This window comes from Bacillus sp. LR_5 (assembly GCF_042709275.1).
In genome coordinates this window covers 78,013-100,710 of record NZ_JAVAXX010000002.1, presented here as the reverse complement: position 1 = coordinate 100,710, position 22,698 = coordinate 78,013, and the positions used below count along the sequence as shown (strand labels likewise).

Annotated in this window: 30 protein-coding genes; 4 read left to right on the top strand and 26 right to left on the bottom strand. The window is 45.4% G+C overall.

Annotated features, from left to right (window positions below):
* Nucleotide 1 precedes the first annotated feature (1 nt).
* The 23 genes from RAC86_RS01375 to RAC86_RS01265 form a co-directional block, all read right to left on the bottom strand.
* A complete protein-coding gene (locus RAC86_RS01375) occupies nt 2–661 on the bottom strand; it encodes a LysM peptidoglycan-binding domain-containing protein (RefSeq protein ID WP_072566148.1) in 660 nt (219 codons plus the stop codon).
* A complete protein-coding gene (locus RAC86_RS01370) occupies nt 654–4,892 on the bottom strand; it encodes a transglycosylase SLT domain-containing protein (protein WP_377885344.1) in 4,239 nt (1,412 codons plus the stop codon). The genes RAC86_RS01375 and RAC86_RS01370 overlap by 8 nt, the downstream gene beginning before the upstream one ends.
* A gap of 1 nt (nt 4,893) precedes the next feature.
* On the bottom strand, nt 4,894–5,031 hold the full coding sequence (locus RAC86_RS01365) for a hypothetical protein (RefSeq protein WP_072566146.1): 138 nt from the start codon (nt 5,029–5,031) through the stop codon (nt 4,894–4,896).
* A 41-nt stretch (nt 5,032–5,072) separates the two neighbouring features.
* Nucleotides 5,073–5,519 (bottom strand): phage tail assembly chaperone, encoded by a 447-nt coding sequence (locus tag RAC86_RS01360; protein WP_014663652.1) that lies wholly within the window; start codon nt 5,517–5,519, stop codon nt 5,073–5,075.
* Nucleotides 5,520–5,609: 90 nt separating this feature from the next.
* Entirely contained in the window at nt 5,610–6,053 is a 444-nt protein-coding gene (locus tag RAC86_RS01355) for a phage tail tube protein (RefSeq protein ID WP_003220592.1), read from the bottom strand.
* A 1-nt stretch (nt 6,054) separates the two neighbouring features.
* The gene (locus RAC86_RS01350; protein ID WP_003220591.1) at nt 6,055–7,455 is read right to left on the bottom strand and encodes a phage tail sheath family protein; all 1,401 of its coding nucleotides are present in this window, start codon (nt 7,453–7,455) and stop codon (nt 6,055–6,057) included.
* Nucleotides 7,452–7,670, bottom strand: a complete 219-nt coding sequence (locus tag RAC86_RS01345; RefSeq protein WP_072566145.1) for a YqzN/YkzM domain-containing protein — start codon at nt 7,668–7,670, stop codon at nt 7,452–7,454. The genes RAC86_RS01350 and RAC86_RS01345 overlap by 4 nt, the downstream gene beginning before the upstream one ends.
* 3 nt (nt 7,671–7,673) lie before the next feature.
* Nucleotides 7,674–8,114, bottom strand: coding sequence for a phage tail terminator family protein (locus RAC86_RS01340; RefSeq protein WP_072566144.1), 441 nt, complete (start codon nt 8,112–8,114; stop codon nt 7,674–7,676).
* Nucleotides 8,115–8,126: 12 nt separating this feature from the next.
* Complete coding sequence (locus RAC86_RS01335) at nt 8,127–8,609, bottom strand: HK97 gp10 family phage protein (RefSeq protein ID WP_072566143.1); 483 nt, start codon at nt 8,607–8,609, stop codon at nt 8,127–8,129.
* Entirely contained in the window at nt 8,606–8,962 is a 357-nt protein-coding gene (locus RAC86_RS01330) for a YqbH/XkdH family protein (RefSeq protein ID WP_061187285.1), read from the bottom strand. The genes RAC86_RS01335 and RAC86_RS01330 overlap by 4 nt, the downstream gene beginning before the upstream one ends.
* Nucleotides 8,959–9,342: a protein YqbG gene (yqbG, locus tag RAC86_RS01325; protein ID WP_061187284.1), complete on the bottom strand. Its 384-nt coding sequence runs from the start codon at nt 9,340–9,342 to the stop codon at nt 8,959–8,961. Before yqbG ends, RAC86_RS01330 begins: the two co-directional genes overlap by 4 nt.
* A 21-nt stretch (nt 9,343–9,363) precedes the next feature.
* Nucleotides 9,364–10,299, bottom strand: a complete 936-nt coding sequence (locus RAC86_RS01320) for a phage major capsid protein (RefSeq protein WP_003220578.1) — start codon at nt 10,297–10,299, stop codon at nt 9,364–9,366.
* A 24-nt stretch (nt 10,300–10,323) separates the two neighbouring features.
* The gene (locus RAC86_RS01315; RefSeq protein ID WP_072566142.1) at nt 10,324–11,151 is read right to left on the bottom strand and encodes an XkdF-like putative serine protease domain-containing protein; all 828 of its coding nucleotides are present in this window, start codon (nt 11,149–11,151) and stop codon (nt 10,324–10,326) included.
* A 19-nt stretch (nt 11,152–11,170) separates the two neighbouring features.
* Nucleotides 11,171–12,658: a phage portal protein gene (locus RAC86_RS01310; protein WP_072182470.1), complete on the bottom strand. Its 1,488-nt coding sequence runs from the start codon at nt 12,656–12,658 to the stop codon at nt 11,171–11,173.
* Nucleotides 12,659–12,661: 3 nt separating this feature from the next.
* Complete coding sequence (locus RAC86_RS01305; protein WP_072566141.1) at nt 12,662–13,963, bottom strand: PBSX family phage terminase large subunit; 1,302 nt, start codon at nt 13,961–13,963, stop codon at nt 12,662–12,664.
* On the bottom strand, nt 13,960–14,757 hold the full coding sequence (gene xtmA / locus RAC86_RS01300; protein WP_014113472.1) for a phage terminase small subunit: 798 nt from the start codon (nt 14,755–14,757) through the stop codon (nt 13,960–13,962). Before xtmA ends, RAC86_RS01305 begins: the two co-directional genes overlap by 4 nt.
* Nucleotides 14,758–14,874: 117 nt before the next feature.
* On the bottom strand, nt 14,875–15,384 hold the full coding sequence (locus tag RAC86_RS01295) for a sigma-70 family RNA polymerase sigma factor (protein ID WP_072566140.1): 510 nt from the start codon (nt 15,382–15,384) through the stop codon (nt 14,875–14,877).
* Nucleotides 15,385–15,498: 114 nt separating this feature from the next.
* Nucleotides 15,499–15,705, bottom strand: coding sequence for a phage-like element PBSX protein XtrA (xtrA, locus tag RAC86_RS01290; protein WP_064813284.1), 207 nt, complete (start codon nt 15,703–15,705; stop codon nt 15,499–15,501).
* Nucleotides 15,692–16,051, bottom strand: a complete 360-nt coding sequence (locus tag RAC86_RS01285; RefSeq protein ID WP_072182447.1) for a phage portal protein — start codon at nt 16,049–16,051, stop codon at nt 15,692–15,694. The genes xtrA and RAC86_RS01285 overlap by 14 nt, the downstream gene beginning before the upstream one ends.
* An 84-nt stretch (nt 16,052–16,135) precedes the next feature.
* Nucleotides 16,136–16,303, bottom strand: coding sequence for a hypothetical protein (locus RAC86_RS01280; RefSeq protein WP_072566139.1), 168 nt, complete (start codon nt 16,301–16,303; stop codon nt 16,136–16,138).
* Nucleotides 16,303–17,103, bottom strand: coding sequence for an ATP-binding protein (locus RAC86_RS01275; RefSeq protein WP_072182446.1), 801 nt, complete (start codon nt 17,101–17,103; stop codon nt 16,303–16,305). Before RAC86_RS01275 ends, RAC86_RS01280 begins: the two co-directional genes overlap by 1 nt.
* Nucleotides 17,003–17,839: a phage portal protein gene (locus tag RAC86_RS01270; protein WP_072566138.1), complete on the bottom strand. Its 837-nt coding sequence runs from the start codon at nt 17,837–17,839 to the stop codon at nt 17,003–17,005. The genes RAC86_RS01275 and RAC86_RS01270 overlap by 101 nt, the downstream gene beginning before the upstream one ends.
* Nucleotides 17,826–18,005: a hypothetical protein gene (locus tag RAC86_RS01265; protein ID WP_072566137.1), complete on the bottom strand. Its 180-nt coding sequence runs from the start codon at nt 18,003–18,005 to the stop codon at nt 17,826–17,828. The genes RAC86_RS01270 and RAC86_RS01265 overlap by 14 nt, the downstream gene beginning before the upstream one ends.
* Nucleotides 18,006–18,183: 178 nt before the next feature.
* On the opposite strand from RAC86_RS01265, the gene xre reads away from it, so the two are divergent.
* Both xre and RAC86_RS01255 read left to right on the top strand, forming a co-directional pair.
* Entirely contained in the window at nt 18,184–18,525 is a 342-nt protein-coding gene (gene xre / locus RAC86_RS01260; RefSeq protein ID WP_003220555.1) for an HTH-type transcriptional regulator Xre, read from the top strand.
* A 161-nt stretch (nt 18,526–18,686) separates the two neighbouring features.
* Nucleotides 18,687–19,283, top strand: coding sequence for an ImmA/IrrE family metallo-endopeptidase (locus tag RAC86_RS01255; protein ID WP_014113465.1), 597 nt, complete (start codon nt 18,687–18,689; stop codon nt 19,281–19,283).
* 44 nt (nt 19,284–19,327) lie between these two features.
* On the opposite strand, the gene RAC86_RS01250 is transcribed toward RAC86_RS01255, so the two are convergent.
* Nucleotides 19,328–20,164 carry a manganese catalase gene (locus RAC86_RS01250; RefSeq protein WP_014113464.1) on the bottom strand — a complete coding sequence of 279 codons (837 nt, stop codon included), beginning with the start codon at nt 20,162–20,164 and terminating at the stop codon, nt 19,328–19,330.
* 74 nt (nt 20,165–20,238) lie between these two features.
* Nucleotides 20,239–20,841: a poly-gamma-glutamate hydrolase family protein gene (locus tag RAC86_RS01245; protein ID WP_072566136.1), complete on the bottom strand. Its 603-nt coding sequence runs from the start codon at nt 20,839–20,841 to the stop codon at nt 20,239–20,241.
* A 106-nt stretch (nt 20,842–20,947) separates the two neighbouring features.
* Between RAC86_RS01245 and RAC86_RS01240 the strand changes: the two genes are divergently transcribed.
* Nucleotides 20,948–21,325, top strand: coding sequence for a PH domain-containing protein (locus tag RAC86_RS01240; protein ID WP_072566135.1), 378 nt, complete (start codon nt 20,948–20,950; stop codon nt 21,323–21,325).
* Nucleotides 21,326–21,361: 36 nt separating this feature from the next.
* Here RAC86_RS01240 and RAC86_RS01235 read toward each other — a convergent pair whose 3' ends face one another.
* A complete protein-coding gene (locus RAC86_RS01235; protein ID WP_072566134.1) occupies nt 21,362–22,315 on the bottom strand; it encodes an N-acetylmuramoyl-L-alanine amidase in 954 nt (317 codons plus the stop codon).
* A 125-nt stretch (nt 22,316–22,440) separates the two neighbouring features.
* Between RAC86_RS01235 and RAC86_RS01230 the strand changes: the two genes are divergently transcribed.
* Nucleotides 22,441–22,695, top strand: coding sequence for a YciI family protein (locus tag RAC86_RS01230; RefSeq protein WP_072566133.1), 255 nt, complete (start codon nt 22,441–22,443; stop codon nt 22,693–22,695).
* Nucleotides 22,696–22,698: the final 3 nt, after the last annotated feature.

The window sequence follows — 22,698 nt, the reverse complement described above, 5'->3', positions numbered from 1 at the left end:
TTCATTGCGGTATCTTTAATTTTTGGCCGGGAAAAATCCAGTGGCCCGGCTGCCTGATATTTCGTTTGCTTCGTTTAATCATTGCTGTTTTATTGGCGTTCCAAATTTTGCGCCATTGCGTGTTGTTCCCGTAAAACCTGCCGGCAATGTCCCACAGCGTGTCTCCCTTTTTCACTGTATAGGTTTTCGGAGATGCCTTCGACGGCCGTTTTGCCTTTGTTTTTTTCTTCTGCTTGATTTTTCGGGGGGAAGCGGTTTTGTATTCTTTTAATTGAATATCAAACGAACGATCGCCGATATCCTGCTGGCCTTCGCTATAGGAAAAACCTTCAATGCTGCAAGTCAGGTTCACTTTAGTTCCCGTAATCAAAAACTGGACCGGTTTTTTGGCCTTCATCCATTTTTCAATTTTTGTTATCGCATTTTCCGGCGACGGGAAGTTTTGATATTCAGCTATCGGGCTGTATTTCTTTGGAAAAAACGAAGAGAACGAAATTTCTTTCGCTCCCTGTTCGTCAATAAATGTAAGGTCACCAAACTTGGCTACTTTAACCGTCTCATTCTGAACCGTATTTGAAATGTTCAGTTGGTCGGGAAGTACGGGGAGCCGCAGCTTGTCCTTCCCTTGTGAAATCCAAAATTCATATACGGATTTAGTCAAATGCAACGACTCCCTTCGTTCCAATATTGATATCCTTTTGCAGCTCGTCTATAAGCGCCTGCTTGATTTTCGCTGCAAGGCTTTCGGCATCTTGTCCATTATGGAAATGCTGGTCACCATTAAATTGAATATAAATCTCTTTTGATCCGGAAACCGCTGCGGTTGGCCGGCTAGCTGAAGTAACAGCGGAAACTTGGCCTGATGAAAGCTCAGACTGCTGAGTTTGTGATGGATCTGTCACTTCCATTCCTAAGGCTTGGGCTGCTCTCTGAAGGAGGTAGCGGCCGCGTATGCCCCGCTCCTCCGGAATGATCCATTCCCGCTTGTTCCCTTCACCGACACGGGCAATTTGTTCTTTTGTAATCAGCCCGCCGTTGGCATAACCGACATAGGGACCGCCACGTTTCAGGCTTTTAATGCCAGGTACATTATCAATTGAGCCGTATCTGCTTTTGATATAGCCGATAGCGGCAGCAGCGTTGTGAATCGGATTTCTAATGTTACCCATGCCCGGTGCTTTATGAGCATTAAATGTGGTCGGAACTGTCTGCATGAGTCCTTGTGATGGATTCCCCGCCCTCGCGTTGCTATCCCACAGGTTAATAGAGTTCGGGTTGCCCCCTGATTCATACTGTGCAATCGTCATTAATCCCGAGAGCCAGCTCAATGGTGTCTTTGTGGCCATCATTGCTGCCATAAGCCACTGTTTCACATTTCCCCCTACTGCACCCATTCCGGAATAAGCAGCTGCCAGTGAACCGGCTTGCTTTTCAGCGTATTTTTTCACATCGACAGAATCCAACCCTTTTACTACACCGACAGATGCAAAGCGACCGAGACTCATCATAACTCGAGAAGGCGAATGGATATCTAATTCTTCACGGAAAGCCTTCTCCACTTTTTTCGCGAGTTCCTTGGCGGCTTCATGGACTTCACTTGCCTTTGAAGTCATACCTGAAACAAAATTCCCGATCATACCGGTTCCCCAGCCGTTTGATGATTCTTTAGATCGCATAAACGGCTTATTTACATGAGTATTCACGTATTGATCAGTACCGGTCTGGGAACTATTTTGTCCGGAAGCAAATCCTTTGATTGTACCGCTTCCCCATGAAGAGGATTTATTCACAGTGTTCTGGAATGGTGTTTTGACTTTCGTCTGCAGGAATCCATCTGTTCCGGTTGCCGTACTGTTCTGACCATTAGCATAACCATTGACCACCTGTTTTCCGTAATTCGGAGTGTAAGAGATCAAATTTTTCATAGGCTGGCCGACGTTTTTCTGTTTCCAAGTGTCCATTGAAACGACATTATCGCCAATACCTTGATCGAAGCCTTGTGTGAACTGTTGACCGAAAGAAGCCGCCTGTTCATTTAGGCTCGACGTATCAACAGTAGGAGCTACCGTAGCGGTGACTGATGCTGCGCCGCCTAATGGAGAAACTGCTGATTCTCCGCCTGCAGATGAAGCAGAAGCCATGTCGTCAACAACGTTCATCCCCAGTTTTGAAGCAGCCTGAGAAAGAAGCATTTTTCCGCGGCCCTTGTTGTTATCAACAGGGATCACAAACTCTTTACCCGCTTCACCAATCCATGAAATGGTTGGTTTCGTAATATATCCGCCCGTCGCGTTCGTTTCAGTTTCAAGAACGCTTTTTTGTTTAGGAAAAATACTTGTTGGCGCTGATGACTGAGACTGGACAAGACCAGCAATTCCTCCGCCACCGCTAGAATTTTTACCAGATGAAGACTTACCGGATTTCTTTGTTGGCAATCCAGTAGCTTCCTCACCTCTACCTATAAGGTTATTTATGAACCGTCCTCCAGCGCCGGCCAATTCTTGGAGTTTAATGACCCATGCAAAAGTATCTTGGAATTTCTCCTTAATTCCGTCAGCTATACCACCTAACGGATCACCCACATTTTCTTGGAACCAAGTCTCAATATCTTTCCAAGCGTCTTTAACTGCTGTTATAGCTGACTCGAATTTTTCTGAAATGGATTTTTTGGCATCCTCTACTTTTGTAATAATTGGATTCCACACATTTTCACTGAACCAAGCTGAAACAGCACTCCATTTGTCAGATATCCACGTCCATGCTTCGTTAAGCTTTGTCCAGATCCAGCTTGCTGCATTAGTGACAGCATCACTTACCGGCGTCCAAACATTATCCATGAACCAAGTTGAGACTGTAGACCATAAATCTGAAATAAAAGTCCATGCTTCGTTGATCTTCGTCCAAATCCAATTTGCTACGTTACTAACTGCTGTACTGATTGGATTCCAGACGTTGTCATAAAACCAAGTTGCCACTTGAAGCCATTTTAGTTGGATCCAGATTCTCGCATAATCAATATGTGCTTGTATCCAGCCAGCCACAGTTGCCACTGCATTACTAATCGGATTCCAAACATTATCCATAAACCAAGTTGAAACAGTGGACCATGTGTCTGAGATCCATGTCCAAGCGTCATTTATTTTTGTCCAAATCCAATCAGCTGCATCAGTGACACCGTCAACTAATGGATTCCAGACATTATCCATAAACCAAGTTGAAACAATACTCCAGAGAGCTTGGATACCATCCCAGGCAAATAAAAAAGCACCTACTACTAAATTTATGATCGGTACTGCCGTGTTATAAATAGGTGTCCACACGTTGTCCACAAACCAGGATGACACGTCATTCCAGGTATCAGTCAGCCATTTCTTAGCATCCTCGAATTTTTCGGTGATCTTATCAATCTTATCTCCTGCCCAATCACTAACAGGAGTCCAGACATTATCCGTGAACCAATCCGAGAAATCAGACCAAGTATCGCTGATCCAATCGACAGCATTTTTTGCACCGTCAACAATTCCATCCCAAGCTTTAGAAGCGCCGCCATCATCAAACCATTTGCCAATGGATGATCCTAAATCAGAACCCCCTATACCGCCTGCTATACTCCCGACAACTCCGCCAACAGCAGTGCCAACAACAGGGACAACAGAACCAATGGCTGCTCCCGCGGCTCCACCTGCAGCAGCTCCGCCAAGATTCCCGGCGAAAGAACCAACTTTCTCACCTGCATTTTCTTTGTTCATACCTAGCAAATCGGTTGCCGCTAATGCAGTTCCCAAAAGAGGTATACCTTTCGTAAATTTCCCCAAACCTTTTAAAGGCGTTAAAACTTTCCCCCATTTTGATGAGTCGGTGGCAGCGGACCTCATGCTTCCGAGCCAGTTTCTGAACTTAGAACCAGAATTTCTTCCGCTTATGGCATTTTCTCCTGATGCACCGCTCTGACGTCTTCGTAATACCTCGCCTGGAACTCTCAGTGTTCGTCCTGAAGTCCTTGCACTTGTCGGACTTTTTCTTTTTTTATATCTTTTGTTGACTTTGCTTCCAGAGCTATTACCTCCGCACCCACAGCAGCAGCAACAGCATCTCTGCCCGGTGTTGCGTTTATCAACTTTCTCATTACTCTGCGTATTCCCAGGCGCATGATTTGGGGTATTTTCTTCATTATCATTTTTTTTAAACCAAGGAATTTTTTCAAATAACGAGTCAAGAATCTTTTCTATCACTTTATCTTTAAAAGCTGTTCCGAAGTCTTCTAATGTTTGCATAAACCAATTCTTTTTTTCTTCCGGTTTCTTCTCGTTGATCTTATCAGCAGCTAATTTTTCTTTAGCGATAATATTAACTGTATATGTTTTTTCAAAATCTCTTAAAAGGGCTGTAATTCGATTAACGGTTTTTGTTATTTCATCAATCACTTTTAATTTAACTGAATACCCATTTTTAAGGTTCTTTTGCAAATATCCCAATATTCGTTTTGTAGCTGGGGTGATTTGATCATTGACGAAAAGACCGACTGAAAACTGATTTCCGCTCAACATTTTTCTTATTTTTTTATAAGCATCTGTTACATGTTCAATTAGACTTACAGTAATGTTTCTTTCTTTTGGGAGCCGTTTCAGCTTATGCTCAATAACATTAAGTCCGGCAGTAGCCTGATCATCAAGAACCACTTTAACTTCAAGTGATTTTGCGAATTTCAAAACAATATAGTCATTGATCTTTCTCAATCTGTAAAAGGCTTGATCCTCTGCCTTAATACTGATTTTGATTTGTCGATTAATGGTTTTCACCTTTTTTTCGACCATTTGAAACCCTTTATGAATTCGTTTTAACTTTTTAGAAACTTTATCTTCCAGGTCAAAACGAGCTGTCAATTTAGCGATATTATGTACCTCCTTTCCTCGATTCTTTTTCCATTAATTCAAGCTTATATCCAATCAGTCCATACAACAACGCCTTGAAGTTTCGAGGCGCTTCATACAGTTCTAATAAATCTGATGGGGAATAGTGAAGCTCGTGCATCGCATAGTAGAGATACACGGCTTCTTTATGCCCATCTTTTATTAGTTTTTTGCTTCTTCTTCCAGGTCTTCTAATTCATCTTCGAATCCATTAATCTCAATCGCTTTGTTGAGCCAGTTTGCGTATTCGCCTCCTACAGACAGGACACGTTTCGCAACTTCTACCGGGTCAGCCGTTTTGTAAGCTTCTCGAAGATCTTTTGAACGGAAGTCAGGGTAAACGGTTGATTCAACTGCGATTCGGGCATAAAAGCGCTGGCTGTCTAAATCTTTTACACGGCCTCTGCCTTTGACATTTTTATACGTTGTTGTTTCTTTTTCCAATTCATCAATGCGCTCCGTCGTGATCGCTTTAAAAATAAATGGCACGATATTCCCTTTTTTATCAACAAAACGCTTTGAGATCGGCACTTTGATTTCCTCAGCTTCAATTGTTTTTCCCGGCATAAAAAAGGAAAGATCATATACGTTTTCGTTCTTCTCGCTCATGTAAAAAACTCCCTTATCTTTTAATTGATTTCATCATGTAAAAAACAGACCTTTCTGAGAAAGGTCTGCGTATGGCTGGTTCAGCTTTGATTAAAACGTGTCAGAAAGTTTTTCAGGCACGTCGAAGTCTTCGAAGGTAAATGGAACTTCTTCCTCTAGCGCTTCTGAATCGACATCAAGGCTTGCGATTTTGGCAGAGTCAAAGTTGACGTCGTACAGCGTGACTCGCTCTGTGCCTCGTCCGGAGGACTTATCATCCAGCACAGCTTGCAGCGTAAAGTAAGGATCACTGCCTTTTTTGACATAGTCCATCATCAGAATCACGAATTTTGATGTGACTTTATAGAACGTTGCTGTTCCAGTTCCGTTTGCCCCTGTTGTTTTATGGCCTGTCATGCGGCGGCCCATAATGTTTACTTCAGACTTGTTTTTCTCCACATTTGCTTCAAATGTTTTGATGTGCGCCATTTCTTCACCATCGAGAAATAAGCGGCCTTCTTTTCCTGAGATTGTGTTCTGTGCTTTTAATGCCATATTAGTTTACCTCCACATTAAAGTAGAATTTTTCTGCTGCGTCGACAGGCTGTACAGCCAGGTCAATCAAGAAGCCGTCACGGTCTTCATTCATTGAAATTGTGATATCTTCATCAGAATCAAAGCCAGTGATGCCGCCAGCATCCTGAAGAGTTGTCATATATTGTGTGATCATCGTTTTCACATATTGAAGTCCGTCTTCAGACGCCGGAATATCGCTTCCGCTGCCTTTTCTTGATTTAATTAAGGCTTTCAGTTCGCGTGTTAAATCATTATTCACAGCGTCCAGGACACGGACGATTTTGTTTTTCGCAAATTTTTTGTTTTTCTCAGCTGTGAACGTAACGAGTGAGTTAATGTCCTTTTCTACGCTGACAGATTTATCGCGGGCGTCGAATGTGAATAAAAATTCGCCTTTGCCCAGGCGTTCAACAATCGTATCGTGGTCAAGGCGGTGTAACACATCAACCGCGCCTTCGTACTCTACAAATGTAAGTGATTGATTAAAGGTTGCTCCTGCACTCGCTCCAGCTACCCAAGCCGTTGCTTTGTCTGGCGTAACTTCCGTGCCATCTTCCAGCAGCACACCTTCTGTTACGTTGATGATGCCTTCATAGTCACCTGCATAATTGGCTGTGACCCCTTGCACTTTTTGTCCTTGGCCGTCGCGAAGACGCTTAATGAAAGCAGCAAATGTCGCCTTCAGCTGATCACCTTCCGCAACAGGCAGCACAATCACATCAAAGTTCTCCGTTTCAGCCGCGGCTAAGAAATCTGTATAGTCGGAGTTGACAGGAGCTTTATCCGTACCGCCGGATAAACGGATTCCTGCAGATGCATTCAATGTCTCAGCTGAAGTGTCTCCTTCTGATCCAGTGAGCGGAATCGTCGAAGAAAGATCGCCTGTTCCAGTAAAGGTGACATAGCCGTTAGCTGTTAATTCTTCAGCCTTTTTGACGGTTTGTTTATCAACCTCTGATTCATCCATATACGTTGTTACATCAAAAGAAGCAGCATCCAGCACATTTGGATTAATGCGGATGATAATGTCATTTCCTTTTGTTCCGCCATATACCGCAGTGGCTTTGACGCCTTCAGCAATATCAGCAGACGCTCGGACACCTTCGGTTAGACGGTACATCAATACCGTTTTCGCATTTTTCTTTGCTTCACGCAAAAGCAATAAAGATGGATCATCAATGCTGAGGCCCACTTTTTTGTTGAGATCCTCAACGCTGGAAATGGAGACGAACGTTTTCGCTTCGCCCCAGCTTGATGCAACCGGAAGTGCGACTGTCCCCCGTTCACCGAGTGACACCCGCTCCTGCGCTGTCGTTTTAAAGTTAAAATAAATGCCTGCACGTTCTTTTTCTTTGCCTGTTGTAAATGTTCCGCCATTCATGATGACATGACCTCCTTGGTTAGAAATGTTTGAATCAATTGACTGGCTTCTGATTTCGTCATACGTGTTTGATCCACGCCAAATAAAGCCCCCTGAAGGATATCTGGCTTAACGCCAAACAGCTCCTTCGCGTGCTTAATCAAATCCGCTGTATCAAAAAGAGCTTCCCGGCTCTCCGTATGTACAGCCTTCTTCTGTTGTTTGTCCTTTGCCACCGCTTATTTCACCCCGCTGTTCATGTCGATATCCTGTAAGACAGGCTGTTCTGTTTTGTGATAATAATATCGGCTGCTCCACCTGATCACCATGACCGCCTCGCCCCTGTCTCCTACCCTTGTCTCAATTCGGGTAACGCGAACCATATCCCCCGTCTTCTCACCGGATTCACTGAGCAGCGGAACCATATTTCTCGCTTCTCTGATGGCATCCGCGAGCCTGTCCGCTTCATCCAGCGCCTGAACGGAGTCATGATGAAACAGCTTCACATTGAGACTGTAGGTTTTTTTAAATGTGGAGACCGTATCTGTTTCCTCGAAAACAGATGGCGATGGGACGTATAACGACGGCACCTGAAATTGATCAGGCAGCTCACGTTCATAAATGGGAACAGACCACCAGCTGTACAAAAACGCCATGATCGATCCTGTTTCGCTGTTCATCCTGCTCCTCCTTTACAGCTTCTTCAGCCAATGGCGCAATTTGCTTTCCAGCGATTTTTCAAACAGCTGTTCATATAAAAGCAGCGCATGATCCCAGTAGCTCGTGCCCGGGATCCATTTTTTCTTGAGCGCCATTCCCGTTGAAGCCGCGGGATCATAAATAAACCGCGAGCCTTGGAAATGCCCCGGCACCCATCTCACATCTTGTTTTGACGTCCAATGGCCGTCATTAAGAAATGAGGCGTAATCAAGCTGTGTACCCACCTCAAGCGATAGCCCGCCGCTTTGCACAATCCAGAGATTGTCTTCGGCGCCTTTCTCGAACGAGCTGAGCAGTTTTTCTGTATCAATCGTTTGTGTGCTGATGAGTTCAGATTGGACGATCTCCAGAAAATCTTGCCCGCACTCCTCAAGCCACCGGGATGCCTGACGTGAAAAGCCGCCTGCCGCTTTTTTTAATGACGTGTTTAGCTGTTTCAGTCCCGCTATTTTCATAGGCTTTCATCCCTGACCGCGATGACTTCCCAATGATGATGTCTGATCTTTTTCGGCAGCTTTAGTATATATTTATGATTCTCCCAAATGATTTTATCGTTCACGCGGATGTCCGCTGACAACGGAAAATGGACGAGAAAGCTGTGATATACAGTTTGATCCGGCTCCTCCTGGATCAGCTGCTGCGTTTTTTCAGAAAAATAGCAAGGGACATCTTGTTCATCGGGTGTGTCCGGATATGAAATTACCGGCTGCAGCTTGTCTGCCGGAATCCCAAATCGGCCTGCAGACGGCGCTTGCGCCGCTTCATGATAAATGTCGCAGCGGTGAATGAGCATCTGCTGATAACTCATAAAGACCTCACCTTCAGTCTGGAGGATTCAGGGACGTAGCCCGGTATGATAAACTCTTCGAGCAAATGATACACCTCTGGCCGCTGAATGCCGCCTTCTCCGGAAATCGTGTACGAATAATCCCCCATTTTTTCAGACTGATAGCTTGATGATGCTGATTCATCGCTATTTACAAGCGCAAAATACTGGGCAAGCTTCAGCAAAGCCAATTTCGCCTTGTTGGGCAGCGGGTCATAAACGCTGTCTTCAAAGCAGTGGCCCGTGATGAGAGCCGCTTCCGCTTCCGCCTCAATGATATCCTGCGCCAGCAATTCTTCCGGCCTGTTTTTCACCCGATCATAGACCGAATAGGAGGCTACGTCAGATGGTTCAATGAGCATGAGCTGACCACCTCGTTTCTATTATTCTTTTACGTTAATTAATTTCGCACAGGCATCCTCTTCTTCGAACTTGCTGTCCAGCTTGGCCGTTAAGACAATAATGAATTTACGGGAGCGGATGTCTTTGTCGACTTCAATTCGGATATTGCGGGAGAAGCCGAGAATGATATTTTTCGGATGTGTGAGAATGATATCAGAAGCGTCATATTGCGCGTCTCCCTCACCGACTGTGTACGGCTGAATATTGGATACCCCTTTAACCGGTACGCCGAATGCTGTTGATAACCCCCCCTGAACAGCCAGGTCCCCAAGGTTTGTCTGGCGGTCTGCCACACGGTCCTTCCATTCAACTTCTAAGCCGTGAGACGTATAGAATCTGAATTCCTGAGGAATACGCAAATATTTCGGCGGAACAGCCTTTAAGCCTTTCTTGAATGTCGCTCTGGACAGTTCTTCACCATTCATGTCAACGATGTGGGACACCGCTTGTTTGCGGATGCCGTCCAGCTGCGCCAGATACGGATCAGCTGATGCTGTATCGCCGTTTACAATCAGCTCTTCAATATCAACGGCTGCGCGCTCTGCTAAAATTTGCATGATCGTCTGCTGTAGGCCGTCTTTTTCAATATTGTTTTCGAGTGTGTCATACGTAATGTTGATTTCCGCAATGACTTCTTTCGTGTTCAGCTGGACAGTGCTTGTCGTTGGAACTGTCAGCTCGTCGTTTGATAGTGCTTTTCCTTCTTGAGCAGCCCGCAGAATACGCTGGCCGAACCCGATTTTCTCAAATTTTTGCGAGTCATTTTCCATTTGAATCACGCGGGATTCACTAAAAATGGTCGGCGTGTTTTGCACCATGCGGATAAAAGCCGATGCTTGCGCAGGATTCATAAGCCCTCCGCTTTTTAAAGCAGAAAGCGACATTTCCGCTTTCCGAATGATCTCTTGATTTCTCAATTGATTTCCTCCTCTTTGACTGGTTTACAGCAGTCCGCTCCAGATTGATTTTTTAACTTGCTCTGTATTGCCGCCCGCATCGTCCGCTGTCTGCTTAGACGCGCCTCGCGCTTTTTCCAAAGCCTCGATTCGTTCAATCAGCGGGGCGAGCAGGTCCTCAACGAGCTTTTTCAGACGCTCGTCATCACCCGTCTGCTCCGGCTTTTCCTCCGTGTCTGTGTTTTTTTCAATCCGCTCAAGCCGTTTGAGCAGAGGGTAAAGCGCATGCTCGAATGATTCTTTCATGTCTTCTTTTCTCATTTCTTCAGTCTCCTTCCCTGTTTTGTCAGCCAGCATCTGCTTGAACACACTGAAAAATCCCGCCTTTTCAACCGGTTCTTCCTCATACACATCAGCAGTGCCCGCCATGCTGTAGCCGGTGATGATTCCAGCCTTAATCTGTTCCCACACCTCGTCAGACGCTCTCGTCACGAGCACCCACGAACCCTTTGCAATCTGCTTTGACCCGATCATAAAATCATCGGGCGCCACATATGACTCGACCACGACGCCGGTTCCGCCCTCAAAGCTGTGATTGATATCAATCTCCCGTGCCTCCGCGAGAAAGCCGTGCGCCGCTTTTTCAATTTCCTCAGCGGTCATAAAATCGCCGTGGGCATCAGGAACATCAGGCTCATACACGATTCCGTACACGAGCTTTTGTTCATCCTGCTCACTTTTTGTAAACAGCCGAACCTTTTTTTCAAATGACGGAGGTCCGGCTGACTTCGTAAAGAAAAATTCTGTAAGGTTAGCCGCCTTGTCCACATAGCTGACAAAGCTGATTTTGGCATTTCTTAATTCCCGCGCCACCTGCTTGATTCACCTCCCTTCAGGACGTTTTGATGTCTTCGATGCTTTCTTTCAGCTCCTGCATGAGCGCAGTCAGGTTTGTCTTTTCCGCATCCTGTCCTGCAGGCCGTTTATAAATTTCCTCAGGCCACTCCTCCAGCGTTTTTCCAAGCACCCGTCCGGCAAGGTCGCGTAAATCATTCGGCGAGACCGCTCCGGCTGTAATAAAAGGACCGAGCACTTTCGCAATCTCAAGCGGATCACGAAAGTCCGGTCCTTTTAATGTCAGCCTGACATCATGAATATTCAGCTCCGGCAAAAGCAGCGTGTTCAGTTTATTCACGAGCGTTTTTCGCTCCGGCTGAAAGACCTGCTCCTCCGTAATTTTTCTAGCCGTATCAGCTGTCGCCCGGTTGTATTCCTGAGCCTCGCCTGTATACAGCGGCGGGAGGCGGAACGCCGAGCGCAGCTTATTTCTGCTTTTTTCATCATATTCAAGAAACAAGGCGTCATTTTGCAGAATTTCCGCCAAGGATTTGATTTCCACGGACACTGGCGTAATATCCTCGCCTCCATGGAGATCCTTCTCTTTTGCGATTCCTTCCGCTTCAATCAGAAGAAATTTATGCGCGTTTTCCACGCCTTCAAGATCATTCATATACTCTTGCAGCTCTCGGTAAGAAGTTTCCGACAGCATCCCGTTTTCCACTGTGATTGCAGCGGGTACGTGACGGCCCTGCTTAAAATACATAAAATTGAGCTCTTCCGCTTTTCGGGCTCCGTATAAGTTGACGATATTGCCGACCCAGCGGGGCACGCCGTACACGCCGCTTCCGATTTTGAGGTGAATGGCTTCATTCGCTTGATGCTTTTCTGCTAATGTGTTTACATATTCACCCGTGCGCATGTCCATTTTTCGCGGATCGCCGTATTCCTTGAAAAATACTTTCTTTCCATTGATCATCTGCACATATTTTCGGAAGCGTTTTTGCCTTTTGATCCTTTTCATTTTCCCGTTTTCTTCATATACAAATGAGACCTCAACAGGTTCACCGGCTCCGCATACACGCATATTTTTCACATCTAAATATTCAATGCCGGCCGGTTTTCCCATCCCGTCGCGAAGCACTTCCATAAAACCGTTGCCTGTTTTTTCTCTGTCTTCGATGGCATAGCCTAAAATCATTTCGGCTGATTCGTCAAAGTGAAGACATTTATAGAAGGCTTCAAGTCTGGCCCATTCTTTTTCCGCTCTTTTCTTTTTCGTCTGATCAACGTCACTTGCGTTAACATCAAACGTGTACTCAACATCGAATCCAAAACCTGTAATATTCACTCTGTACGCATCAATGCATTGCTGAAGAATCGTCGAATATTCAGCAATGGTCTTAAGCTCGATGATGTTGTAGGGCGGTGCGATAATATCCTCTCCGTACAGCTCAGAAAAGTCATCTTCATAGATTTGCTTTGTCTGAGGAACGGCGGCATTGGCTTTGAACACAGTCGCTCTGACTGTTTGATTGTGCATCATTTATGACCTCCTCCTTTCCCGGTTGGGCCGGATTCGTTTGTGTGCTGTCTCTTTCATATCAGCAACCTCATAGTCATCTAGCGCATACCAAATGGCAGAAAGCGTATGCGGGTCAATCGTAAATTCATCCTCTATCAGCGCGCCGTTTTTATCTTTAGCATACGTTAGCGTCTTGAGCTCATAGATGACATTTTCACAGCGGTCCGAACAGAAGATTTTTTTGAATCGTTTCACCTTTTTGGTGTATTGAAGTCTGGAGCCGGGAAACTTTCTGGCTCCGACCATCCGAAAACCCTGCTGGCGGAAATATTGGATGCTTTTCGGCTCAGCAGAGTCGGCTTTGATCAATTCCTGTGTGTCAATAAACTCACGAAGCTCCTCAGCCGTCCTGTCATCTGTCATTTTGTTTTGATAATACTCCCAATAAATGTAGAGGTATTTTTTTTCAGGGTCGACAGCGAGCCGGACGACGGCATTGTAGGATTCCTCGAATCCAAAATCCATGCCTGTGCGAAATATCGGCTTGCTGATGGCTGCGATGCGTTCTTTTACTTGGCCATGCGGGAGCACCTCGAACTGCGGCAGCACTCTGATCCCGTTGACGCCGAATCGTCCTTTACGGGCAATCCGGTACAGGTCGGGATCATACGCCTCGAGCCCGTCGAGCTGTTTCACATAGCTTTTCGGGAGAAAGAGGTTGTCGTTCGCTGTGGAATGATGATAATACGTATCTCCCTTAACAATCGTCCGCTTTTCGTAAAGTTCGCTGTCATCAAGCACAAACCGTTTATTGCGTTCATCCCGAAAAAAATGCCGGTACGTCCAATTGGAGATGCCGACGGGATTAGTGGTGCAGATCATATGAAGCTTCAGCTCAGGATGGCGAAGACGTCCGATTAATTCCTTAAAGCCTTCATACTTCACCTCTGAGCACTCTTCAATCCATATTAATGAAATGTTATGAACTGACTTCAATTTCGCCGGATTGTCCATTCCTTTGAACATGATCCGGCTGCCGTTTTGAAACCGCAGCTGCAGCGGGGAAGAAAGGGATGCCACAGCCTTTGTGAGGCCGAGCTCTTCAATCACCTCTTGAAACAAGGCAAAGGTCGAATCCCGATGGGTATCGAACACCTCGCGGATGACAAGGGCCGTCCGTTTTTCCTTCAACAGCTTTAACACGATTTTCAATGCGGTATGATAGCTTTTGGATGAGCCGTAGCCGCCGACGAGAAACTGGTACGTCTGCTCCCAATTGAACACATAATCTTCGAAATGAGGGTTGATTTCTTTTACAATCATGGCTTGGCCTCTTTTCGTTTGATCATGATTTCAATCGGCTCTTGGCTGTCATCTGTTTTCTCCGCTTTTTGTTTGGCAAGCTTTAATTTTTCGTTTTCAATTTTTTGTTTAAATTGATCCGGAAACAAATCAAAATATAAGGACAGCTTCTCAAGCGCCTTCATTTTATCGGCAAGCTTGATGGCGATGCCCTCTTTGCCAAGCTTCGCTTCCGTCACAATGGTGCCGTCAACGAGCCCGGAATCTTTGACATCGACAAAGCTGATTTCCTTCATAATCGGGTTATCATCTTCATCAAACAGCGGTCCCGATTTCCCGACAGCCTGGACCTCTTTTTTTCCGAAAGTCACATAGTCCGTAATATCCGCAAAAGCGATCTTGATATAAACCTGCAGCACGTCCATCGCTTCAATAAACATTTCACTGACCATTTCTTTTTTAATGCGTCTGATTTCAGCAGCGACCTTTTCATTCTTTAACAGCCGGCTGCCCGTCACATGGGCGCTGTCCGGAGAATAGCCCGCTTTAATTGCTGACTGTGTGGCATTGAAGCTTTTGACGTAATACAGGCAAAACAGCCGCTGGCGTTCATTTAATTCTTCATTGTCTATCCGGCGCTGTGTTTGTTCGTTTCTGGTTTCAGAAAACATGGCTTCTTTCCATTTGTCTTGTTTTTTCCAGATGCCGATTGTTTTCGCGGAAACGCCGATTGTGTCCGCGATCGCCCGATTTGTGATCTTTCCTTGATGTTGTTGATAGATTGCTAATGCTTGTTCGCGCTGTTGTGTTTTCATGCTACGGCATCACCGCCACCTCCAGCATGGATGTCTATTCATAAAAGCGGCTGATCGTGCCAGCCGCTTATGTGTCATGCTCTATTCACTTATAGGTGGCAAACGTATGACAAGCTTTCAGGCAAGCGATCGATTCATTTCTTCCTGCTGTCTTTGCATCTTTGCGATTGCCCGTTTGATGGTCGTTTGCACAGTCGATTTTTTCACACCGAGAAGATCAGCGATCCGTTCATAAGAAAAGCACTCTACCTTATGCAGCAAAAACATTTCTTTTTCTCTGTCCGTTAACAGGGATAACGCTTCTTGGATTCTCTCTCTGTCTTCTTCTGATACCTGCCCGTCCGGCTCAACCATCATTGTGCTGGAAAATGATTCGATGATTCTCGGGTCCTTGATCATCAGCCGCTGGTAGGCATCACGCCGGTCAATCGCCCGTCTGATGCCAGGCTGTCTTCCTTTTTCAAGCCATTCTGTTATATATTCAAGATCCGTGATGATATTTCTAATGATCTTTTTATCTTTCAGCTCCTCAGCTGAAAGCACGGATTCATCTGCTTCAGCGAGCGGTTTATATTGTGTTCTTGTTTGTTTTAGCGTGCGTTTATATTCAAATAGTAAGTCTTGCATTCTATGATCCTCCTCATTTTTGGCAATAAAAAACGGACACCAATCAACGCACAAATGCTGTGCAGTTGATCAGTGTCCGCAGGCTTTCCGTCTTGGACGTATTCTGTTTTCGCTTTAATTTAATTTGTAGCCGATTTCAAACTCCACGCGGGCAAGGTCTCCCTTTCTCGTTTCGACGAGCGTTTTTCCATGCTCCGGCGCTTCTGTGATCCATGCTTCTTGCTTGATGCCATCCACAATGATCACGCGGATTTTTCCCTCCTCCAGCTGGCTCTCCAGCGTGATAGAATCAATATGTAGCAGTTTTTTAGGATTGATCATGTTTCTTTTCCTCCCTTTCCGGTGCAGCGCTTGTTTTGGCTTTTTCTAATAGCTGAATAATGCGCTCCTTTGAATGAACAGAATTCCCTTTCAGAAAATCAAGAGCTGCTTTAGCCGCTTCCAGCAGTTCAGGTGCAGCCGCCATCAAGGCGGCATTGCTTTTTTGCGAATAAGAGCTGAGGTCAAATACAGCGGCGATCAGCCGGCCGTTTGAATATGGGAATCTTTCTTTTTCTTCTTCACTGTACGCTGAATAAATATAGATCGGTTTCGTATCCCCGCACGGGACAGCACGCCACGGTGCAGGACTTTTCTCTGCTTGTTTTGTTTTTGCCAACACTTTCACTTCCCGTCATCCTTATACCATTGTTCAATGTTTTTTTCTGTTCGCTTTGCCCGAAACAGCAAAGCAATTAGAGCAGTCAGCTGTTTAATCATGGACATCCAGCCTCGCTTTTTCCGCTGTCAACATTTGCTCCAGCTTTCGAATGACCGGCGTTAAATCAGTGCCGGACCGGCAGTTCGGACATGGATGAAAAACGGCTCCAATTTCGGTATGCTCCACAATGACTTTCTTTGTTTGACAAAGCTTGCACATTATCTGACACCCTCCAATCTATGATTCAGCTCGTACGCTGCTCCTTTGATAATCACTAAATAGTCGCTGCACATTTCGTAGATTCTCGTGCCGAGCGCTTCATCGACCCGTACAAGTGTTTCAATCGTCAGCTCGCTTGAAAGCAAAATTGGTTTATGATTTAAGTAGCGGTAGTTAAGTACCGAATACATTTGCTCTAATTGCCAATCTGTGGCGCGCGGTTTGCCGTTAACCGGTTTAAACAGGTCATCTATGAACAGTACATCTGCTTGCTTCATCCGGCTCAGCTTCGCTTCCAAAAGGTCAAAGTCATTTTTCAGATCGGTAAAGCCTTCCACGAACGGAAAATAAATGACCGGCACATGGCGTGTTCTCATTAATTCATTGGCAACAGCGGTCAAAAGGTGCGTTTTCCCTGATCCGGGCTGTCCTAAAAGGGCAATGCTGTTTTTCCGGCTCTCCTTGATTTGTTCATAATCGGCCACATACTCTTTTGCGCATTCAAACGCGTCTTTTATGGCCTGCGGCTTTCCCTCCGTGCGGAATTCTCTGAAGCCCAGCTGTCTGAAGGCGTGAGTAATCTCGCTGGCACCGAGCAGCCGCTTCACTTTCCGTTCTGCCATGCAGCTGCACATTGTCCAGACTTCCAGGCCGTTCTGCCGGATGAGATAGCCTCCCTGATCCTTGCAGCGCGGGCAATCATACCGGCTTGCGTCTGATTCGGCCGGTTTGTCCGCCAGTAATGGACGTCTCCCTCTTCGCAGCTCCTCTAAAATTTGCTCGATTGTTCGTTTTGTCATGTCTTTCCACCCTCTCTTGTTGAATTGCGGCATTGTTTTTGGCCTGCTGCGCTAAAAATCGGTCTTCAATGAATTTTGAGCAGTAGCGAAAGGCCTTGATTGTTTCTGAAGCGGCGGTCCGCCGGTTTTCAAAGGCTTGAAAGCATTCCTCAAGCCATTTGATTGTTTGTGTTACAGGAACGCCAATGGCAACAATACGGGCGATGGCTTGATAATCTCTGGAGGAAGGATACACGGTGCGTCCTTCTTGAGCCGAACGTAATTGTGTAAACCGCTTCGCAATGTAATCCACTGCATCATCAGCAGCAGTATTTATATTTGTGTTATCTTTATCTAAGCGGACGTCTGTGTCCGGTGCCTGCGGCGAAAATGGCCGTTCCTTTATGCTCCGGTGTGCAGTTTTGTCCGATCTGAAACTGAATTTTTTGGAATGCTTTACAGAAATCATCAGTCCGTATGGCGCGCGGACAGCCTTTATGTACTCATGGGTTTCGAGAAGCTCCAGCCATCTTCTGACGGTTTTCTCACTCACCCCAAAAACAGCCGCCATTTCTCTCGCTTTTAACGGCTTATGGCCAAGTACGATTCCCCAGCATACGCCGTCTTTTTCAATTTCTTTTGTTGTTGCACTGATGAACCAGAGAAACAGCCATAGCGCCGGACCAATTTTGTCATAATGTTCTGAATTCAATAACCCTGAATATGTAGGAAAAGGATAGCTTTTATCGGTTTTCATTGTACGCCGCTTCTCCTTTTAACATCATGTATGTTTGAAACTGTTCTTGCGTTTCAAAGTGGAACACCGGAAGGCCGCATGCCGTAAACGATATGGTGCCGCCGGCTTGTCCGAGATGGCGCTGATCTATGGGATTTTCACTAAAAACAATTTGGATTGGATACATGTGATCACTCTCCTGATCTGTTTTCGATACAATTCGTATCAACTGTTACCAAGTATAAACGATACAATCTGTATCATCAAGTTATTTTTGATACTTTTTTTATCATAACTTTATTTTGATACAGATTGTATCTATAATCATAAGTAACTTAGGGAGTTTAAAAAAGAGAGGTCATAGTATGATAGGCAGCAGATTGAAGAGTCTCAGAGGGAAAAGGACACAGGAAGAAATCGCATCTCACATCGGTGTGTCAAGGGCACGATATTCCCACTATGAAAACGGGCGAAGCGAACCTGATTACGACACACTCCAAAAGCTGGCTGATTACTTTCAAGTAACGACTGATTACTTATTAACAGGGAAAGACAAAAAATCCGATGACGATATGTTCTCAGATCCGGACTTGCAGGTAGCATACCGTGATATGCAGGATTTTTCCCCAGAAAGCAAACAGCAAGCCATTGAATTTATCAACTATTTAAAAGAAAAAGAGAAAAATCGGAAACCAAAAAATAAATAAATATTTCTCTGTTCTCTAAAACATATGAAAAATAGACCGATATAAAGAAAAAAGTGTTTATTTTTTTAAGAAAAGGGAAAGATTTCAACACACTTTCCAGTCCTATAAGGGCTTTTCTTTCTCGCTAAAAACAGAACACACGTTCGAAAGGGAGTATTCAATTGGGCGATTACCTATCACATCTGGAGGAATACGTAAAAAATTTATACAGTCGGCTGGGCATCACCTCCCCCCATCACATTGACATGCTGAAAATCGCAAAGGATCTGGATATTTGGGTTCATTTTGAGGATATGGGGAGCATGATGGTCAAATACGACGGCATGTATAGTATCGTATTGAATCAGAGAAAATCACGGGAAGAGCAATGGGAAGATTTTGGCCATGAACTGTGCCACGTGTTAAAGCATGCAGGCAATCATTTTCAGATGAACAAGCTCTTCAGGGAACTGCAGGAATTTCAGGCGAATCAATTTATGTACCACTTCTGTGTGCCAACCTTTATGCTGTTGCAGATGGAACTGCCGCAATGGAGAAGCCAGGCGCTTGCCACAATCGCGGGGGTATTCCGGGTAACAAAGGAATTTGCTGAAAAAAGGCTTGAAATGTTTGAACGGCGTAAAGCAGGTATTCAATTTCAGAAGAGGCTCGCTTACTTATTATCACACAAGCGGCCAATTGTGTACGAGGAAGGCGATCAGCAGCACTTGCAGGTCGCTGAAGAAAAAGCATTATATCATATCGGCAAATACAGCTGATCAAAAGCGGGCTGGGAATATATATCCTCAGCCCGGCAGAAAAACTAGCATTTTGACATTGGAGGCATCGTATTATGCACCCACATTGGCGCCGGTTTAAGGTGAGGCGCAGGCCCGAATGCAATCGGGGCCGGAATATACCGGAATTCACCTCGGCCGTCAAAGGCTTCGCCATGAGCCCATCTCCCCTGTGAGCTTTCATCCCCTCTGGAAAAGTTAAACAGGTCATAGGCCACTTCCCGCTTTTCGAGCTCACGCGGGAATGTTGTTGGCACGACAATATCCCGTTCTCTTTCTTCCAGCTCTTTAATAGCCGCATACCACATATTTTGATGATAAGTATCCCTTGCAATCAAAAATGACAGCATATCTCTTACCCCTGGATCATCGGTCATCGCATACAGCCGAGTCACCTGAAGGCGTCCTTGAGATTCCGCATTTAAGTTTGCGCGAAAATCCGCCAGCAAATTCCCGCTTGAAATAATGTATTTGGCATTCCAAGGATAGCCCTCACTATCTGCTGGCATTGCACCCAAACCGGACACAATCGCATGCTGAGGATTCATTCCTGACATAACTGCTGCAATGGCAGGATTGCTTTTATAAGCATCCTCCTGTACATCGGCTGGTGCATTATCCAGAAGCCTGGAAATCATCGTCGCCAACATTTCTACGTGTGCAATCTCTTCAGTACCTACGTCACATAACAAATCTTTATATTTGGCGTCCGCCCTGCAGTTAAAGCCTTGGAACAAATATTGCATCATGACACTGATCTCACCGAATTGGCCGCCCAGTATTTCTTGAAGTTTTTTTGCATAGACAGGATCAGGACGTGCTGGCTTTGCTTGATATTGAAGCTCTTTTATATGATAAAACATATTCATTCCTCCCTACACTTTCGCACAACCCCAGCGTATGAAGGAATAGGCCGATCGTGCAGGTCCCGTTATATTTATTCATAAAAGCCAAGCTTAATGGCTTCCACATATCGATAAAACAGATCGTTTTGTGTGTAACTTTCATCACGGCAGCCAAAATTGCGGAATAACGCCTTTCGCTGTGCCGTGCTTACTTCCAATTGCAGTCCCATTTCCCTCTTCGTCCGATTGACAATATTTTTCGGATGGACACCTGCCAGCCGGTCTTTCTCACTCGTGAGCTCGGCGCTGAAGCCAGCTTCATTCAGCTGCTCACAAATGCGCTTGGCTTTTTTACGGTCCGCACCTCCGACCAATGTATGCGGAGTTTTAGGATCATGATACCCATGAAATGCTAATGCGTAATGGTGGGCATTCACTTTTTCTAAAGCCAGCGGCTCGTCAAAACGAGTGCTTGTCAGGTGCAAGGAACGGTTGTTTCGCTGCTTCACACCTTCAAACAAATAAATGGAACATTGATCGGAAAATGCCCGCACCAGCTCACTGACGCCAGGCTCAATTCTGCCGCCGTGGGGACCGAGGACGATAAGCTCACTTTCGTTTTTCTCCTCATAAATAATCCGGTACTCCGATTCAGAAGCAGAAAGGGCTGCAAAGCTGTCATACATATCTTTCATTTTGAATGCTCTCCTTTACCAGTCAGCACCAGTTTACTCTACTCGCCTATGTATGAAAACCTTTTTTATAGTATGATTTGATAGAATACGTATTAGGAGGTATATCATGGGATTTATTGATGGATTACTTGGCAATGCGTCAACACTGTCAACGGCTGCGGTGAAAGAAGAGCTGGCTCATATTTTACTCGATGGTGAGGATGTCGATGCCGCGTTTAAATTGGTTCGCGATTTAATTGTCTTTACTGACAAGCGCCTTATTCTTATAGATAAGCAGGGAATCACAGGAAAGAAAACGGAATTTCAATCGATTCCGTACAAAAGCATTTCTAGATTCAGCGTGGAGACTGCCGGCCGCTTTGATCTTGATTCAGAGTTGAAAATTTGGATCTCCGGCGCAGAACTTCCCGCTGTCTCAAAGCAGTTTAAAAAAGACGATAGCATTTATGATATTCAAAAGGCTCTTGCCGCAGTTTGTATGTAAGAAGAAAACGGAAGCTTGGCTGCTTCCGTTTGTTGATTACAGCTTTTCCTCTATTTTCGCTTTCGTTTTCGGACCGTAAATGCCATCTGCCGTTAATCCGCTGACAGACTGAAAACGTTTCACGGCATTTGCTGTTTTCGGGCCATAAACGCCGTCAACGCCGTGATTTTTCGCTCCTTTATCAGGGTAAAAATAAAGGGCAGCTAAAGCAGTCTGCACCTGCTTTACGTTTGTCCCTTTCGTTAGCGGACTTGTCACTTTGATCACTCCCGATGGGAGCGGATAGGAAGACGCGGCATGGCTTTTAGAAGAAGTTGCCGCCTGAGACAGTTTAATCACCTGTCCGACTTTGATGTGATCAGGGTCGGTGATATGATTTATGCTTTGCAGCGTTTTCACACTGACACCATGTGATGCGGCAATCCCCGACAGTGTATCGCCTTTTTTCACATGGTATTCAGACGACGAAGAAGAGACTGAAGCCTTTTTCGCTGACACGGCTCCGTTTAACTCCTTCTCAATTGCCGCCTTCACTTGATCCCAGCGCCCCTCTGATAAAATACGGTGTGGGCAGTACTTTCCGCTCCAGTCCTGATGCTTTCTCACTCGGTCTATTCCCCAGCCGCGCTCTTTCAAAAGCTGAGCCACGAAAGAAATCGCCAAGGCTTCGGCGGCCTCATATTTTGGACCTCCCGATTTGCTGTAGCAAATCTCAACGCCGATTGATTTGCGGTTTCCTGTACCGTTAGTGCCGTCACCCGTGTGCCAGGCGTTTCGGTTTAGCGGCAGACCCTGAATCACCTCTTTATCATCCACCGCAAAGTGAAAGCTTGTTGAGCTGGTGTTCCCAATCATATAGCTGATTTCATTAGCCGCTGACGCATCATTTGCCGTGTTGTGAATGGTAATGTATTCAGCGGACATCGCATTGGGGCACTTCAGCGCGTATTTCGCTTCAGAAACCAAATTTTTCTTCACTTGAATGCTCACCTATCATCTCTCCTTTTTCTTTTTCATAAATAGGTGGCATTCGTAGGACGAAAAGCTCATACCATCCGGCGTCACCGGTATATGGATAATTGTGTTAAACTGAAGTTCAATAGGAGGGGTATGAGATGAATACGTACTTAATGCTGACAACGAGAACAGATCAATTCAATCAGGAGCATGTAGCCGGCCACTATGAATTTTTGGATCGCTTACAGGCAGAAAAGCGCTTGAAAATGTTCGGGCCATTCAGCGACGCCACAGGCGGAGCCTACGTCATCGAAACTGGTTCGCTGGAAGAAGCGGCGGAAATCGGACATGCAGATCCTCTGGTGGCAAGCGCATCTTCTGAGCTGACCATAAAAGAATGGAAGCTAAAATAAAAA